Source organism: Qipengyuania marisflavi, assembly GCF_005884405.1.
Classification (GTDB): Bacteria; Pseudomonadota; Alphaproteobacteria; order Sphingomonadales; family Sphingomonadaceae; genus Qipengyuania; species Qipengyuania marisflavi.
Genome location: NZ_VCAO01000001.1, coordinates 634,952 through 650,508, shown reverse-complemented (window position 1 = coordinate 650,508; position 15,557 = coordinate 634,952). Strand labels below are relative to the sequence as shown.

General features: G+C 59.7%; 10 protein-coding genes. 5 read left to right on the top strand and 5 right to left on the bottom strand.

Going from position 1 to position 15,557, the window contains the following annotated elements; translation table 11 throughout:
• Nucleotides 1-133: 133 nt before the first annotated feature.
• Nucleotides 134-2,215, bottom strand: coding sequence for a M13 family metallopeptidase (locus tag FEV51_RS03145; RefSeq protein WP_138615790.1), 2,082 nt, complete (start codon nucleotides 2,213-2,215; stop codon nucleotides 134-136).
• 120 nt (nucleotides 2,216-2,335) lie between these two features.
• Complete coding sequence (locus FEV51_RS03140; protein WP_281281591.1) at nucleotides 2,336-4,429, bottom strand: calcium-binding protein; 2,094 nt, start codon at nucleotides 4,427-4,429, stop codon at nucleotides 2,336-2,338.
• Nucleotides 4,430-4,560: 131 nt separating this feature from the next.
• Between FEV51_RS03140 and uvrA the strand changes: the two genes are divergently transcribed.
• The 5 genes from uvrA (at nucleotide 4,561) to FEV51_RS03110 (ending at nucleotide 10,461) form a co-directional block, all read left to right on the top strand.
• On the top strand, nucleotides 4,561-7,470 hold the full coding sequence (gene uvrA, locus FEV51_RS03135; RefSeq protein WP_138615786.1) for an excinuclease ABC subunit UvrA: 2,910 nt from the start codon (nucleotides 4,561-4,563) through the stop codon (nucleotides 7,468-7,470).
• 164 nt (nucleotides 7,471-7,634) lie between these two features.
• Nucleotides 7,635-8,063 carry a hypothetical protein gene (locus FEV51_RS03130; protein ID WP_138615784.1) on the top strand — a complete coding sequence of 143 codons (429 nt, stop codon included), beginning with the start codon at nucleotides 7,635-7,637 and terminating at the stop codon, nucleotides 8,061-8,063.
• The gene (locus tag FEV51_RS03125; protein ID WP_138615782.1) at nucleotides 8,032-8,550 is read left to right on the top strand and encodes a helix-turn-helix domain-containing protein; all 519 of its coding nucleotides are present in this window, start codon (nucleotides 8,032-8,034) and stop codon (nucleotides 8,548-8,550) included. The genes FEV51_RS03130 and FEV51_RS03125 overlap by 32 nt, the downstream gene beginning before the upstream one ends.
• A complete protein-coding gene (locus FEV51_RS03120) occupies nucleotides 8,543-9,043 on the top strand; it encodes a hypothetical protein (RefSeq protein ID WP_138615780.1) in 501 nt (166 codons plus the stop codon). The genes FEV51_RS03125 and FEV51_RS03120 overlap by 8 nt, the downstream gene beginning before the upstream one ends.
• 599 nt (nucleotides 9,044-9,642) lie before the next feature.
• The gene (locus tag FEV51_RS03110; RefSeq protein WP_138615776.1) at nucleotides 9,643-10,461 is read left to right on the top strand and encodes a hypothetical protein; all 819 of its coding nucleotides are present in this window, start codon (nucleotides 9,643-9,645) and stop codon (nucleotides 10,459-10,461) included.
• Here FEV51_RS03110 and FEV51_RS03105 read toward each other — a convergent pair.
• From FEV51_RS03105 to FEV51_RS03095, 3 genes are all read right to left on the bottom strand, one after another.
• Nucleotides 10,458-10,982 carry a septal ring lytic transglycosylase RlpA family protein gene (locus FEV51_RS03105; RefSeq protein WP_138615774.1) on the bottom strand — a complete coding sequence of 175 codons (525 nt, stop codon included), beginning with the start codon at nucleotides 10,980-10,982 and terminating at the stop codon, nucleotides 10,458-10,460. The two genes, FEV51_RS03110 and FEV51_RS03105, sit on opposite strands and share 4 nt — an antisense overlap.
• A gap of 813 nt (nucleotides 10,983-11,795) precedes the next feature.
• Nucleotides 11,796-13,010, bottom strand: coding sequence for an argininosuccinate synthase (locus tag FEV51_RS03100; RefSeq protein WP_138615772.1), 1,215 nt, complete (start codon nucleotides 13,008-13,010; stop codon nucleotides 11,796-11,798).
• Between the two features lie 79 nt (nucleotides 13,011-13,089).
• Nucleotides 13,090-15,387 (bottom strand): bifunctional diguanylate cyclase/phosphodiesterase, encoded by a 2,298-nt coding sequence (locus tag FEV51_RS03095; RefSeq protein WP_171033019.1) that lies wholly within the window; start codon nucleotides 15,385-15,387, stop codon nucleotides 13,090-13,092.
• Nucleotides 15,388-15,557 lie beyond the last annotated feature (170 nt).

Sequence of the window (15,557 nt, the reverse complement as noted above, 5' to 3'; positions counted from 1 at the left end):
TTCAGGTTACACGCCGTAATGTAGCTACAATTCGTTAACAAAATCAGGCCTGATGGTAATCATTTCCGGGGGCGCGCAAGTTACCGGACCAGCGCCTGTTACAAGCGCTGGTCCGGCCAATCTGTTCCTAAGATTACCAAATTCGCGCGCGGTCCGCTGGGGCGATATACATCGGATCGTCCCTGGTAACGCCGAACGCCTCGTACCAGGCATCGACATTGCGTAGCGGCGCGATGGTGCGATAGCGCGCGGGGCTGTGCGGATCTGTGGTGACCTGGTTGCGCAGGGAATCCTCGCGCGCCTTGCTGCGCCAGACCTGCGCATAGGCCAGGAAGAAGCGCTGATCGCCGGTCAGCCCGTCAATCACCGGAGCCTCCCTGCCGCCAAGCGATTTCTTATAGGCGTCATAGGCAACCAGCACCCCGGCCAGATCGGCGATGTTCTCGCCCATTGTCAGATCGGGATTGATGAAGCTGCCGGGCACCACTTCGAAAGCGGCATATTGCGCGCCGAACTTGGCGGCTTCAGCCTCGAACCGCTCCGCATCCTGCGCCGTCCACCAGTCACGCACTGCGCCATCGGCGTCGATTTTGCGGCCCTGATCATCGAAGCCGTGGCTGATTTCATGGCCGATCACCACGCCAATTGCACCGTAATTGACCGCCGCATCGGCATTGGGATCGAAGAACGGCGCCTGCAGAATCCCGGCGGGGAACACCATCTTGTTCTCAAGCCCGCCATTATAGGCGTTCACCGTCTGCGGGTTCATCCCCCACAGCTTGCGATCGACCGGCTTGCCCAGAAAGCTCATCTGGTAATCGGCGTTGAACTTGGTGGCGTTGACGGCGTTTTCATAAAGGCTGGCCGGGGTCATCGCCAGCGAGCTGTAATCGCGCCATTCGTCGGGATAGCCGACCATGACATCCATCCGCGTCAGCTTTTCCAGCGCGGCATCCTGAGTCTTGGCGCTCATCCACTCGCTGCCGCGAATGCGGTCGGCCATTGCCAGCTTCACGTTCTTCACCAGATCGTTCATCTTGGCCTTGGCGACCGGCGGGAAGTATTCGGCCACATAAGCCTCGCCCACCACTTCGCCAAGCGAGCTATCAACGGTGTCCACTGCGCGCTTCCACCGGGCGCGCTGTTCGCTGACGCCCGACAGCGTGCTGGTGAACGCAAAGCGGCTGTCGACCATCGCCTTGTTCAGATAGGGCGCCGCCTGATGCGCGACATGGAACTGCTGCCACAGCTTCAAAGTCTCCAGATCGGTCGCGTCATACAATCCGGCCAGTGCGCGGATCGCAGTGTTTTCGTTCACGATCATGCGCTGCTGGTCTGGCACGCCATAACCGCCGAAGAACGCTGCCCAGTCGAAACCGGGGGCATAGGTCTTCAACTGCGCAGTCGACATCGGGTTGTTGATCTTGGCGATGTCGCGCTGGTCATCGGCATTCCAGCTGAGTTCCGCGACATAGGTTTCAAAGGTCATCACCCGGCTGGCGGATTCGCGCGGATTGCTGACGCCCAGCATTCGGAACGTGCGCTCGATATAATCCATGTAAGCGCCGCGCTGCTTGGCGTAATCGTCCTTGAAGTAATAATCCTTCTGCGGCAGCCCCAGGCCGCTCTGGCCCAGCCACATGACATTCATGGTTGGGTCGTCGGTATCGGCATAGGGCGATCCACCAAACAGTGTGATGCCAAAGCTGTCATAGGTGCCGCCCATAAAGCGCGCGAATTCGCTCTTGTCCGAAATGCCGCGCACTTCGGCCAGATCGCGCTTCAGCGGGGCCAGGCCGACCCTCTCGATCGCGCGTTCGTCCATATATGACGTGTACAGCGCGCCATATTGCGTACCTGCGGGCGCGCCGGTGATCAGTCCCTTGACCTCTTCCTGCACCGCCTCGCGCAGGTTGTAGAACGACCCGACAGACGGCCGGTCGCCGGGAATTTCGGTCCGGTCGATCCACGCGCCCGAGGCATAGCGTTCGAAGTCGGTGCCCGGATCGGCAGTAAGATCGCGCGCGGTCAGGTCCAGGCCGTATTCGCCAATCTTGGCCTGCCCGGTGACGACAATAGTTTCACCGTTCTCGCTGGTCGCAGCAGCCTGCTGCGCCATGGCAGGCGCGGCGGCCAGCCCGATAATAAGCGCGAGCGCCGATACGGCCCCGCGGCCTGTGCTGACCTTGCGGATGGGCGTGTTCAATAAACTCATGATGCAATTCCCCTGCAATGAAGTTGCACCCGTCTACCATCTCCCCCGCGCGATGGGAGGAAATTCGGTAAACGGGTGAGCAGGGTCGGCGGGGGACTACGTATCCGCTGTGTGTCTGACCTAAAACGCGAACTCGTGCATCACGATAGCGGCGTCCGGCTCAAACCGGATCATCTCGAAATCCTTCGGAGCCGCATTGGCCGCGCCGCTAGCTGAGGCGCCGATGAAATCGCTTTCAGTGAGGTCGATCTCGCCCGTCAGGCGGAGCGTCATATCGCTCACGCTGTCGCCATCGACATCCATCCGGATGATGGTGTTGCCATTGCCATCGAAGGAGTAACGCAGCTCTCCCGCGGTGCCGCTGAAGGCAGCGTCGCCGATGAAAGTGAAGTCATCATTGGCACCGCCAGCAATCGCATCGATCTGGAACAGCTGGATGCGGTCACCATCCACTCGGCTGAAGTCGGTGATTGTATCGGCGTTCTGAAAGCCGACCGTGCTGTCACCCAGATCAGTGAAGATAAAGCGGTCCGCTCCGACATTGCCGGTCAGCGTGTCGGTCCCGACACCGCCCACCAGCAGATCATTGCCCGCACCGCCGATCAAGGTGTCATGACCGCCATTGCCGCGCAGATTGTCGTCGCCTGCCAGACCTCTCAGAACATTGTCGAGGTTTGATCCGGCAATTGTATTGTCGAGCGCATTGCCGGTACCATCATTGGCCCCGGCAAACAGCCGCAGCGTCTCCAGATTGTCGCCCAGTGTAAAGCTGGTGCCAACGGCACGAACCTCATCGATACCGCCACCGGCATCCTCGATGATGATATCATTCATATCCCGCATGAAATACAGATCGTCATCAGCGCCGCCGACCAATGTATCAATGCCCACCCCGCCGCGAAGCGTGTCATTGCCCTCGTCACCGGAGAGGTAACCATCACCGCTGCCGCCGTTCAGCGTGTCGTCGCCAAATCGGCCAAGGATTTCATCATTCCCCGATCCGCCGCGCAGATCATCCGCGCCGCCACCGCCGTCAAGGATGTCATCGCCAGCATTGCCAAACAGCGTATCGTCGCCAAGCATACCCCTCAGGACATTGTTATCGCCATCACCAACCAACGTATCATCGTAAGAGGATCCTGTCAGGTTTTCTATCGATACAAGGGTGCCGAAACCCAGCGCTCCGGTGTCTTGCGATGATCCCTGGAGCAGCAGCGAAACGGTGACGCCGGAACTGGCATCTTCATACGTCGCGGTGTCGATGCCGTCCCCGCCATCGATATAGTCGGACTCCTCGCCGCCTGCGAGGAGGTCATTTCCGCCAAGACCGTAGATCGTGTCATGGCCTCCAAGACCGACTATGAAATTGGCATTGTCGTCTCCGATCAAATAATCGCCGTTAAACGCATCGCTGCCGAAGATATTCTCGATATTTTCCAAAGTGTTTTGAAAATTGGTAGAAGTCAGGGAGTAAGCGAGGCCGTCTATCAGCGATACATAGATTTCCTCGTCGTAAAATCCGAAATTGTCGTAGAACGAAACGGTGTCGGTTCCTGCTCCACCATCAATCGTGTTCTGTCCGAAAACATCATAAAGGAAATCGTCACCCGTTCCGCCGGACAGGTCGTCATCGCCTTCTCCACCTTCAAGAGCATCATTGCCCTGACCGCCCAACAGGACGTCATTCCCGGTTCCGCCATACAGCGCGTCATCCCCGCGGTCTCCGAAAATGAAATCATTACCCCCGTCGCCAAACAGAATATCATTCCCGAACTGATTCAGCCCCGGGTCCTGAAAAGCACTAACATCGCCGTAAATGAAATCGTCGCCGTCACCTGCGGAAACAATATCGTCGCCCCAGCCGGCGTGGAAATATTCGGACGCATCGCCACCTATCAGATAATCATTTCCGGCCGCCAGATAAACGATAACCGGATCACCGCCATGGTAATACGCATCCGCCGAAATGGCAGGAAGGGTTATGGTATCATCCCCATCTGACAAATAGATCGTGTTGAATAACCACTCGACATCGCTCATCGTGCCATCGCCAAGGATGGATATGAAACTTGGATTAAACCTGTTCAACCCCGTGAAATCTGCAGTCAATCCATCGACCGAACCAAGCATATCCAACACCAACGTGTCGATACCGAGCCCGCCATCCACATTTGCCCCGCGTGAGCTTCGCAGGAAAATGAAGTCACCCCCCATGCCGTCTCGGCAGCAGACGTTGCGCAAATGCCTTTGCGTTACCACTTGAATTTCGCAGAAGGCCATGCTGGCCATCGGCCTTGACACCCTCCGCTTGACTTTGGCGAACGAAACCGGAACACCGCTCCATCATGGCACTTACCAAAATCTCCGTCCGCGGTGCGCGGGAACACAATCTCAAGGGTATCGATATCGATCTGCCGCGTGATGCGTTGATCGTGATCACCGGGCTGTCGGGGTCGGGCAAATCGAGCCTGGCGTTCGACACCATCTATGCCGAGGGGCAGCGCCGCTATGTCGAGAGCCTGAGCGCCTATGCGCGGCAGTTTCTGGAGATGATGCAGAAGCCCGATGTCGAGCATATCGACGGGTTGTCTCCTGCGATCTCGATCGAGCAGAAGACCACCAGCCGCAATCCGCGTTCGACCGTGGCGACGGTGACGGAGATTTACGATTACATGCGGCTGCTGTGGGCGCGGGTGGGGGTGCCGTATTCGCCCGCCACTGGCCTGCCGATCGAGGCGCAGACGGTCTCCAACATGGTCGACCGGGTGATGGAATTGCCTGAGGGAACCCGGCTCTATCTGCTGGCCCCCGTGGTGCGCGGGCGCAAGGGCGAATACCGGCGCGAACTGGCCGAATGGCAGAAGGCCGGGTTCACCCGCGTGCGCATTGATGGCGAGATCTATCCGATCGAGGAAGCGCCAGCGCTCGACAAGAAGTATAAACATGACATCGAAGTGGTGGTGGACCGGCTGGCGGTGAAGCCGGGGCTGGAAACGCGGCTCGCCGACAGTTTCGAACAGGCACTCAAGCTGGCCGAGGGATTGACCTATGTCGATCTGGCCGAAGGCGTGGTGCCCGGGCGCGAGAGCGAGGCGGAAAGCGGCGGCGCGATGAAGGGCGCAGGACTGCCCGCCAATCGCATCGTATTCTCCGAGAAATACGCCTGCCCGGTCAGCGGCTTCACGCTGGAGGATATCGAGCCGCGGCTGTTCAGCTTCAACGCGCCTCAGGGGGCGTGCTCGACCTGTGACGGGCTGGGCGAGAAGCAGCTGTTCGATCCGCAGCTGGTCGTGCCGAACGCGGCGCTGACGCTGAAGAAGGGCGCGGTGGTCCCGTGGGCCAAGTCGAACCCGCCGTCGCCCTATTACATGCAGGTGCTGGGCAGTCTGGCCAAGGAGTTCGGCTTCGACCTCACCACCCCGTGGGAAGAACTGGCGGCGGAGCATCGCGATGCGATCCTGTACGGAACCAAGGGCAAGGCGATCCCGCTCACCTTCAAGGACGGGCGCAAGCAATATACCGTGCGCAAGAGCTTCGAGGGGGTGATCGGCAATCTGGGCCGCCGCCTGATGCAGACCGAAAGCACCTGGATGCGCGAGGAGCTGGCCAAGTACCAGACTGCGCAGCCATGCGAGACCTGCGGCGGAGCGCGGCTCAACGACAAGGCGCGCAGCGTCAAGATCCCCAGTGCCACTGGCCCCACCGACATCAGCGGCCCCACCCGGATGAGCGTGTCCGATGCCAAGGCGTGGTTCCTGGGGCTGGAGGCGCAGCTGAGCCCCACGCAGCAGCAGATCGCCCGCGCCATCCTGAAAGAGATTAACGAGCGGCTGGGCTTCCTCGACAATGTCGGGCTGGACTATCTCAACCTCGACCGCACCAGCGGCACGTTGAGCGGGGGCGAGAGCCAGCGCATCCGCCTCGCCTCGCAGATCGGCAGCGGGCTGTCGGGCGTGCTCTATGTGCTCGACGAACCCAGCATCGGCCTGCACCAGCGTGACAACGACCGGCTGCTGGAAACGCTCAAACGCCTGCGCGATCTGGGCAATACGGTAATCGTGGTGGAGCATGACGAGGACGCCATCCGCCAGGCGGACCATGTCGTCGATCTCGGCCCCGGTGCGGGCGTCCACGGGGGAGAGGTGGTGGCGCAGGGCACGCTGAAACAGGTGCTCAAATCCAGGCGCAGCCTGACCGCCGCCTATCTCAACGGCACGCGCGAAATCGCCATCCCGGCCAAGCGGCGCAAGGGCAATGGCCACCAGCTGACCGTCCACGGCGCGCGCGCCAACAATTTGCAGAACGTCACCGCATCGATCCCGCTGGGCACCTTCACCTGCATCACCGGCGTATCGGGCAGCGGCAAGTCGTCCTTCACCATCGACACGCTCTATGCCTCCGCCGCGCGCTCGCTGAACGGCGCGCGCATTATCGCCGGGCCGCATGACAAGGTGACCGGGCTGGAATATTGCGACAAGGTGATCGAGATCGACCAGTCGCCCATCGGCCGCACCCCGCGCAGCAACCCGGCGACCTATACCGGCGCCTTCACCAATATCCGGGACTGGTTCGCGGGCCTGCCCGAAAGCCAGATGCGCGGGTACAAGCCGGGCCGCTTCAGCTTCAACGTCAAGGGCGGCCGGTGCGAGGCGTGCCAGGGCGACGGGCTGATCAAGATCGAAATGCACTTCCTGCCCGATGTCTATGTGACGTGCGAGGAATGCGGCGGCAAACGCTACAACCGCGAAACGCTGGAGGTGAAGTTCAAGGGCCACTCCATCGCCGATGTGCTGGACATGACGATCGAGGATGCGGAGGGCTTCTTCAAGGCCGTGCCCCCCATCCGTGACAAGATGCACATGCTGAACGAGGTGGGGCTGGGCTATGTCAAGGTCGGCCAGCAGGCGACCACGCTATCGGGGGGCGAGGCGCAGCGGGTCAAACTCGCCAAGGAACTCAGCCGCCGCAGCACCGGGCAAACGCTCTATATCCTCGACGAGCCGACCACCGGCCTGCATTTCGAAGACGTCCGCAAACTGCTGGAGGTGCTGCAACGGTTGGTGGACCAGGGCAATTCGGTGGTGGTGATCGAGCACAATCTCGACGTGATCAAGGTGGCGGACTGGGTGCTGGACCTTGGGCCGGGCGGCGGTGTGCGGGGCGGGGAGGTTGTTGCGCAGGGGACGCCGGAGGCGGTGGCTGCGGTCAAGGCGAGTTATACTGGCGGGTATCTCAAGGCTATGTTGGGGAAGTGAGGGGACGGTCAGGACGGCCAACTTGATCGAAAAAGCCTTGGTTTCACGTTACCGAAAAGATGGAATGGAAGGGAGTTGGGCTACCTCTAGAAATTTCCCATTCGTCGCATTTCTTCCAAATTTAGCTTGAAAGGTGTTAAGAGAAAACTTAACAATATACGCCAATGAGTGATTCGGATGACTTCTCGGAGATCGAATGTGAGTTCGTGCGTGACGGCACGGAGGGTCGCGTGTTGATGTCCAGAAAGATCATTGATGAGTTTATGGCGTTGGAGAGCCGTAAGCAGGCTCAGTTGCTTTCGAGGCTACAGCTTTGGGGCAACGGAGTTAAGCTCACGCGCGAGCAATTCAACGGAAATGAAGGACGATGTGGTGGTGAGGATGACCGCATGTTGGTCGCGGTCAAAACGAACAAGGCGATGAAGACGAGACTGTATGGTTTCGTTCGTCATTACCGAGAGAAGCGCACTCTCCTCCTAGTCGCTATGGATACTGCGAAGAAGCAAGACAAAGCGAATCCTCGAATACTTAAGAGGGCTAAAGCAGAAGCGGTGTCTCTTGATGAAAGATGTGGTGAACACGATGAGCAATAAATTTTCTGATCTCTTTAAGTCCGACGAATTCAAAGAAGAATTTTTTGTGGCGGAGGCTCAGGCTCGTCTTCAAATGCTCCTTGAAGATCGAGGAGTAACTAGAGCCGAACTGTCACGGAAACTTGGCGTTTCGCGAGCTCGCGTAACTCAGATTTTTTCGGATGATGCGAAAAATCTTACCCTCCGATTGCTTGCGCGCAGTTTTATTGCGCTTGGCGAAGAACCGGTCGTTTTGGAAAAAAGCGAATACGAGAGGCTGGTTCGTTGTGCTGAGGAAGAAAAATCTAACCGCAAGGTGCGCCATCGAACGTGCACTGATGGTCAAGAAGATGTGCTTACAGCTTCCTTGATAGCGGAAGCGTTACGCAGTTCTGAGCAACTACATTCTAGTGAGGGCGACAAGCTATCCCGCAGAAGTAGTACCGCTAAGACGTGGGCAGAATATGGAAGCAATGTTGTTCCTATGAGGAGGGCAGCGAATGGGTAAACCGTCTATCAATGGCCCTGACAACACATTGAAAACTCTTGATGAAGGCCTGAAGGTCGACCCTGATGCCTACAACTTGGTTGCAAAGAGCGCACGCTTACTTGGCATTCAACTTATCGAATCAAATTTTTCAATCTCACCACTGTATTTTGAAGAAACGTCTGGGAAAGCCCCCTCTATCGAAATCTCTGATGTTCATGAATCCTTTGATTTCGAAAAAGGGGTGGCAACCTGCATATTTCAATTCGAAACATTTGAGAAGCGTGGGCGCAAAAAGGCTTTTTCACTCAAGGATAAATTTGTTGTCTACTATCGAATTGATTGTGATTGCGATGAATTGCACGCCACTTCGTTTGCCAGGAGAACTGGCTTGATGGCGGTCTATCCATACTTTCGAGCGCACCTTGCGCAGACGTCCTCGCTTGCCAATGCGGATGTGCCGATTTTGCCTACAATCGCCTCAATGCCCTTAAAACCAAAAAGGAAAAATTGAAATGTTTGCATTCCGATTATGAGGGCATCCAGCCCCTAAGGAAGTAGAAGATGAGTACTTGTGTTGATGCAAATGGCGACCGTTGGGAAATTTACTCCACCGTTCAAGGCTGGCGCTGGCGACGAACTGCTAGCAACGGAAGGATTGTTGGAGCCTCGACTGAAGCGTATCACAATCGTTCTGATTGCGAGGCAAATGCAAAGCGCAACGGAATGAAGTGCACTCCGCGGTGAATGTTGCTTCAAGGGCGACGGCAATGCCGTCGCCCTTTTTTTGACAACAGAAGACCCCAAGCGAGTGCGTGCCGCCTCTTCTTTGGTGAATTTCGCTTACCTACACCCCCCAATCCATGCCTCGCTACGCGGTTCTCTTCAGCCAGCAGCGAGTCCGCCCATGTGTCTCACAGAACCGCACCACGAATTCCGGGGACGCCACGAATTCCGGGGACACTATATCTAATCCCCCAAACTTGCGGAAGCAGTGCATTCCGTCTCCCCTCCCCCGCTCCCGTTACCCTAACAGCCCACCCAACTCATCATTTTCCTACACGCCCCAATCCCGCTAGCTGGGCCGGTTCACACAAATCCATGAGGTGAACCATGAACGCCCACACCGCCATTTCCCCCAATCTCCCCGCGCTGATCTCCGCCATTCCCGGGGACCACACCCGCGCGCCGCAGACTGAATTCGTCCGCGCGCGGCAGGTGGTGTTTATCGATCGGCTTTCGGTCACCGGCTCGGTCCGCGCGGCGGCGCGGGCGGCGGGGGTCAGCCACCAGAGCGCTTACCGCGCGCGGCGGTCCTGCGCGCAGTTCCGGCTCGCCTGGAACGCGGCGCTGGTGGCGGCGCGGCGGTGTGCGGAGGACCCTCTGGCCGCGCGCGCGATCGACGGGGTGGAGGAACAGGTGTTCTATCACGGCGAGGTGATTGCCACGCGCCGCCGCTATTGCAGCCGCCTGCTGCTGGCGCATCTGGCGCGGCTGGACAAATTGGCGGGGGACGATGCCGCCATCGCCTTTGCCGAGGATTGGGACGCGGCCATGGCGCGCTTTGCCGCGGGGGAGGAGGCGGTGCCCGCCGCTCCGGACGAGCCGGCGGAAAAACATTCCCCTAGACCGTGTAACACGTGGTCCATGTCTCCCGGCGCTGAACCGGAATCCGTCCCTGAGGAGGAGGAAACCGAGGAGGAACTGGCGGAGGCGATGGCGCAGGAGCGTCCGGCGCACGCCCCGCCGCCCGAATTGCTGGGCGATCCCGCTGCGGTGGCGGCGTGCCAGCGCGAAGTCTTTGCCCTCGGCGAAGAGGAGTGGTGGTGTTACGGGGAGAATTACGGCTTCTTCCAGCCGGGGCCCGATGGCATCTGGCGCGCCGAGGAAGAGGGCGGCGAGGGGCCGGATGATGGCGGGGCGGCGGCCTAGTCGAGCAGGGCGAGTTCCACCGTGCCGTGGCCGCGGGCGATCATGCCCAGCTGCGTCGCGGCGGCGCGGCTGACGTCCAGCACAAGGTTGCCGTGGAACGGGCCGCGGTCATTGATGCGGACCACCACCGACTTGCCATTGCGCGGGTTGGTGACGCGGACCATCGTGCCAAACGGCAGCGTGCGGTGCGCGGCGGTCATCGCGTTCATGTCGAACCGTTCGCCATTGGCGGTGCGGCGGCCATGAAACCGGCGCCCGTAATAGGAGGCTACGCCGCCGCTGATCGCGGTGGTTGCGGGTTCTTGCTCGACCTCGACCGGCGGCTCGAAGCTGCCCAGATCGACCACATGCGCGGCCGGGGCAGGGGCCAGCGGCACCGCCTCGAAACGCGCGAAGCTGGCGGCGAAATCGGCGGAGGTCGCGGCGGCGTTCGGGGCGCGGTCCTGCGTATGCGCAGCGGTGCTGGGCAGGGCCAGGGCTGCAAGAAAGAGCATGCTGCGAAGCGCGCGATTGGTTGTCATGTGAAGTTCCCGTTCGATGCCCGCCTGATAGCGGCCAGCACGCCGGGAGTCGTTAACGCCGCGGTTGTCTGCCCCATTCCGGCCACCATTCGTCGTGGATGGAGGAACCAACGGGACGAACCGAAAATGCGGGGGGAGAGGGGTGCGAAATGGGGCGGAACCGGGCGCGAAAAAGAAATGGGGCCGGCATTGCTGCCGACCCCACTCTTACCGATACGTGGTCACTCCCGAAGGAGAGAACTTGGCATCCGGTGTTTTCCCGTCCTTCCACCGAAGTGGATCTCAGGTGCTGTCACCAGCGCTCGCATCGGCATCCGGAGCTACCCTCCGTTCGGTCTGGTCCGGTGCGCTGTGGTCCGAAGACCCTTCGCTTTCCTTTCCCGGCCGATCTTCAACGGGCGGTTCCGCGGTCGGACTATGCCGGTGATCGAAGCCTCAGGCGGCTGCGGGTTTCCGGTCCGAAGACCTTCCATCGCTTCCTCGGCGCTCGATCGGGCTGGCCCAACCCGTTTCGGAACTGTGTCGCGTGTCCTTCAACAACCGACCTTGCGCCAGACCGAAGTCCTTTGCATGGCGATCTCGAGACCCGCGTGGAACAGGTTCCGTCACGTCTTCCCGGTTTGGAATTTCCCTTGTCTTTCCAGTCGTTAGACCTTCGAGAGGCTGGCAAACCCGCGCCGTTCCGATGACCTGAAGCTGCGCCTGACGAACCGATTCTTCAAGCTTGCAAGGGGCGACTTATCCACTTTCCCCGCAATTCCCTGTGGACACGGGTGGATAAGTCAACGGTCCGCCGCAATTCGCCCGAAAAGCTCAGCGATCGCGTTTGGCGAGCAGCCGCAAGCGCAGCGCGTTGAGTTTGATGAAGCCCTCGGCATCCTTCTGGTCATAGGCCCCGGCATCATCCTCGAAGGTCACATGCGCCTCGGAATAGAGCGAATGGGGCGAGCGCCGTCCGACCACGCTGGCATTGCCCTTGTACAGCTTGAGCCGGACAGTGCCGCTGACCTTTTGCTGGCTGAGGTCGACCGCTGCCTGCAACATCTCGCGTTCGGGGCTGAACCACAGGCCATTGTACACCAGTTCGGCATAGCGCGGCATCAGCTCGTCCTTGAGATGCGCCGCACCGCGGTCCAGCGTGATCTGTTCGATACCGCGATGTGCGCGCGCATAGATTTCGCCGCCGGGGGTTTCGTACATGCCGCGGCTCTTCATGCCGACAAAGCGGTTTTCGACCAGATCAAGGCGGCCGATGCCATGCTTGCGGCCGAGCTCGTTGAGCGCGGTCAGCAGGCTGGCAGGGCTCATCGCAGTGCCGTTCAGCGCGGCGCCGTCACCCGAGGCAAAGTCGATGGTGATGTACTCGGGCGTGTCGGGGGCATCCTCGGGATGGTCGGTGCGCGAATAGACATAGTCGGGCGTTTCCTCCCACGGGTCCTCCAGAACCTTGCCCTCCGAAGAGGTGTGCAGCAGGTTCGCATCGGTCGAGAAGGGACTGTCGCCGCGTTTGTCTTTGGGCACTGCAATCTGGTGCGCCTCGGCCCAGGCGATCAGCGCGGTGCGGCTGGTCAAATCCCATTCGCGCCACGGGGCGATCACCTTGATGTCGGGGTCCAGAGCGTAAGCGGAAAGCTCGAAACGGACCTGGTCATTGCCTTTGCCGGTGGCCCCATGCGCGATGGCGTCGGCGCCGGTTTCGTGTGCGATTTCGACCAGCCGCTTGGAAATCAGCGGGCGGGCGATAGATGTGCCGAGCAGGTAATCGCCTTCATAGCGGGCATTGGCGCGCATCATCGGGAAGACGAAATCGCGAACGAATTCTTCGCGCAGATCCTCGATGAAGATGTGATCGTCGGGGATGCCCATCGCCTGAGCCTTGGTGCGTGCAGGTTCGATTTCCTCGCCCTGTCCCAGATCGGCAGTGAAGGTGACGACTTCGCAGCCGCGCTCCACCTCAAGCCATTTGGCGATGACGCTGGTGTCGAGACCGCCGGAATAGGCGAGAACCACACGTTTGATGTCGGACATTGCAGGCACCTTTCACTGTAGCGCGCGCCGGTATCAGCAGGCGGGGCAGGCGGCAACGCCAACTCACCTTTGGACAGCGTTAAAGCAGCTTTGCCAGCTCTTCGGGAGGCATCGGCCGACCCGTCAGATATCCCTGGAACAGCGAGCAGCCGACTTGCATCAGCAACCGCTTTTCATCCTCGGTTTCGACCCCTTCAGCGATCACGGAGAGGTCCAGCGCGTGCGCGAGGCGGACGATGGTGTCGACCAGCGCTGTTGCCTGCGGTTCCTTGCCCAAGCGCGAGACGAAAGAGATGTCGATCTTCACCTTGTCGATGGGATAGAGGTGCAGATAGCTGAGGCCGCAATATCCGGTTCCGAAATCATCCAGCGCGATTTGGAAACCCATTGCCCGCAGCCGGTTGAGCGTGTCGAGCGTGTGCGTATCCTGCCCCATCAGCAAGCCCTCGGTGATCTCAAGCTCGAAGCGCGCCGGGTCGGCATTATGCTCACCCACCAGATGCTCAATGGTGCCCACAAAGTCACTCGCCCGAACTTGTGCCGCCGAAACATTGATGGCTACTGTCAGGCCCGGCCATGCCGCCGTATCGGCAAAGGCCCGCGCCAGTGTGAATTGACCGAGTGCGTCGATCAATCCGGTCTCTTCCGCAGCGCGCACGAAGGTTGCGGTGGATATGCCTTTGGCCTCTGCGGCTGGCCAGCGCGCCAGGGCTTCTGCGCCAATGATCGCGCCATCGGCATCGACCTGAGGCTGGTAATGCAACGTCAGGTCGCCAGCGGCGAGTGCCTGATGCAGATCGCTTTGTAATCCCTGCCGAGCACGGGCCACCTCGTCAAGCATAGGCTCGAAGAAGGTATACTGGCTGCGGCCCAATTCCTTGGCCCGATACATGGCGAGATCGGCACGACGAAATGCCTCCGGCCCGTCAAGCAAGCCATCGGCATCGACGATAACAACACCAACCGATGCCCCGACAAAAACGCGGCCCGGCTCAAGATCGACCGGAGTAGACAATTCATCGACGATAGCCTGAGCAAGTTCAGCGGCGTCCTTTGGATTACTGTCAGCCTGCAAAATGCAGAATTCGTCGCCGCCAAGACGCCCGATGATATCCCCCTCCACAACCAGCTCGCGCAGGCTTGCTGCAACACGGGTGAGCAGGACATCGCCGACCGGGTGGCCGTATGTATCGTTGACGGCCTTAAAATTGTCGATGTCGATGCAGAGCACAGCGAAGGGAACGCCATTGACCTGATGGGTGCGGCGAAATGCTGCAAACCGGTCATCCAGCGCAACACGATTGGGTAGTGCGGTCAGCTTGTCATTATAGGCGAGATGCGATGCACGCGCCTCGCTGGCATAAAGGTCGAGCGTTATCCGGCGGCCGCTGCGCATCACCAGCCAGACTGCCAGCGCCAACAGCAATGCAAATATCGCCAGAGCAGGTGCTGTTTTGCGGACCAACGCATCGCCGGGTCGGTTAGGCCGCCATTCCACCGCAGCGATCACGTTGCGTTCTTTGTCAAACAATCTGGCTTGCGCAAAGCCGGGTTCTGCCTCCGCATCGCCCAAGCGTAGCTGTGGCTGATCGACCAGGAAACGGGCAGCAATCCCTGCGATTACTTCGTCGTCAATTTCTTTGGCCAGCAGGATAATTGCTGAGCGATCTGTGAGCGGCATCGCATCGGAATCGGGCTGCACCAGTGTCGCCGAAACAACATAAATTCTATCGCCAATACGGCTCATCGATTCCGCTGCTATTGGGAGCAGCGCCTGCTGGTCCTTGTCCGACCAGCGCGAATAGGATGTCCGTTTGCGCCAGTCTTTCTGCTGTTGATCTTCACCCACATCCATCGGCGGATCGCTGTCAAAGCGAGGGAATTGGCGCGTGCCGCCAAGCTCATCAAGCGATGGGATGGGGCCGCGTTTTTCCTCTGCCATTCTCACTTCGGCGATCAGGGGCTGCGCAGTGGTCATTAGCGGCGCAAGCGCGGAAAAATCGGCATCCTGTCCGCCGACCATCGCGAATCGCAATTTGTCGTCGCGGTCGAGAATCGCGATTTTATCGAACCGTTCGGTTTGCCAGAAATACACACCGATGAATTCCCGCGCCCATGCCGGGTCGAACCGGTTGTCCAGATTGCGCACCGCGTCGTCCCAATAGGCTTGGGGAAACGGTTTCTCGCTTAAGGTGCGAGCGTAATTGACGATACCATTCCCGACGACCTTCTCCCGCCGCTCGCGATAATCCCGGTCGATCTCGTAAGAGGAGTACAACTGGATCGCGACCACGGCTGCGATGCTGGCCACAACAAAGATGGCGGCTGTCCACAGGAACAGTTTGTCGAGAGCATGCTGGTGCCGCTGTTGGGCCATTTTTCTCGGTTTACCCCCAGGGACATCATGTCCCCACCATACGTATCGCGACCCGTTTGTGGCTGCGCCCCAAAGGCCGCAGTTTGGCATTCTGCACGTGCGGCGAGAGTGACACAAGCGAACCGCACAAGAAAATCTGTCCAGGCTGTGGTGCCCGGGATTCCTACGTA

Excerpts from the sequence above, each read along its gene's own strand:
- FEV51_RS03145 (WP_138615790.1), bottom strand. The coding sequence starts at position 2,215 with ATGAGTTTATTGAACACGCCCATCCGCAAGGTCAGCACAGGCCGCGGG.
- FEV51_RS03140 (WP_281281591.1), bottom strand. The coding sequence starts at position 4,429 with ATGGGGGGTGACTTCATTTTCCTGCGAAGCTCACGCGGGGCAAATGTG.
- uvrA (WP_138615786.1), top strand. The coding sequence starts at position 4,561 with ATGGCACTTACCAAAATCTCCGTCCGCGGTGCGCGGGAACACAATCTC.
- FEV51_RS03130 (WP_138615784.1), top strand. The coding sequence starts at position 7,635 with ATGAGTGATTCGGATGACTTCTCGGAGATCGAATGTGAGTTCGTGCGT.
- FEV51_RS03125 (WP_138615782.1), top strand. The coding sequence starts at position 8,032 with ATGAAAGATGTGGTGAACACGATGAGCAATAAATTTTCTGATCTCTTT.
- FEV51_RS03120 (WP_138615780.1), top strand. The coding sequence starts at position 8,543 with ATGGGTAAACCGTCTATCAATGGCCCTGACAACACATTGAAAACTCTT.
- FEV51_RS03110 (WP_138615776.1), top strand. The coding sequence starts at position 9,643 with ATGAACGCCCACACCGCCATTTCCCCCAATCTCCCCGCGCTGATCTCC.
- FEV51_RS03105 (WP_138615774.1), bottom strand. The coding sequence starts at position 10,982 with ATGACAACCAATCGCGCGCTTCGCAGCATGCTCTTTCTTGCAGCCCTG.
- FEV51_RS03100 (WP_138615772.1), bottom strand. The coding sequence starts at position 13,010 with ATGTCCGACATCAAACGTGTGGTTCTCGCCTATTCCGGCGGTCTCGAC.
- FEV51_RS03095 (WP_171033019.1), bottom strand. The coding sequence starts at position 15,387 with ATGGCCCAACAGCGGCACCAGCATGCTCTCGACAAACTGTTCCTGTGG.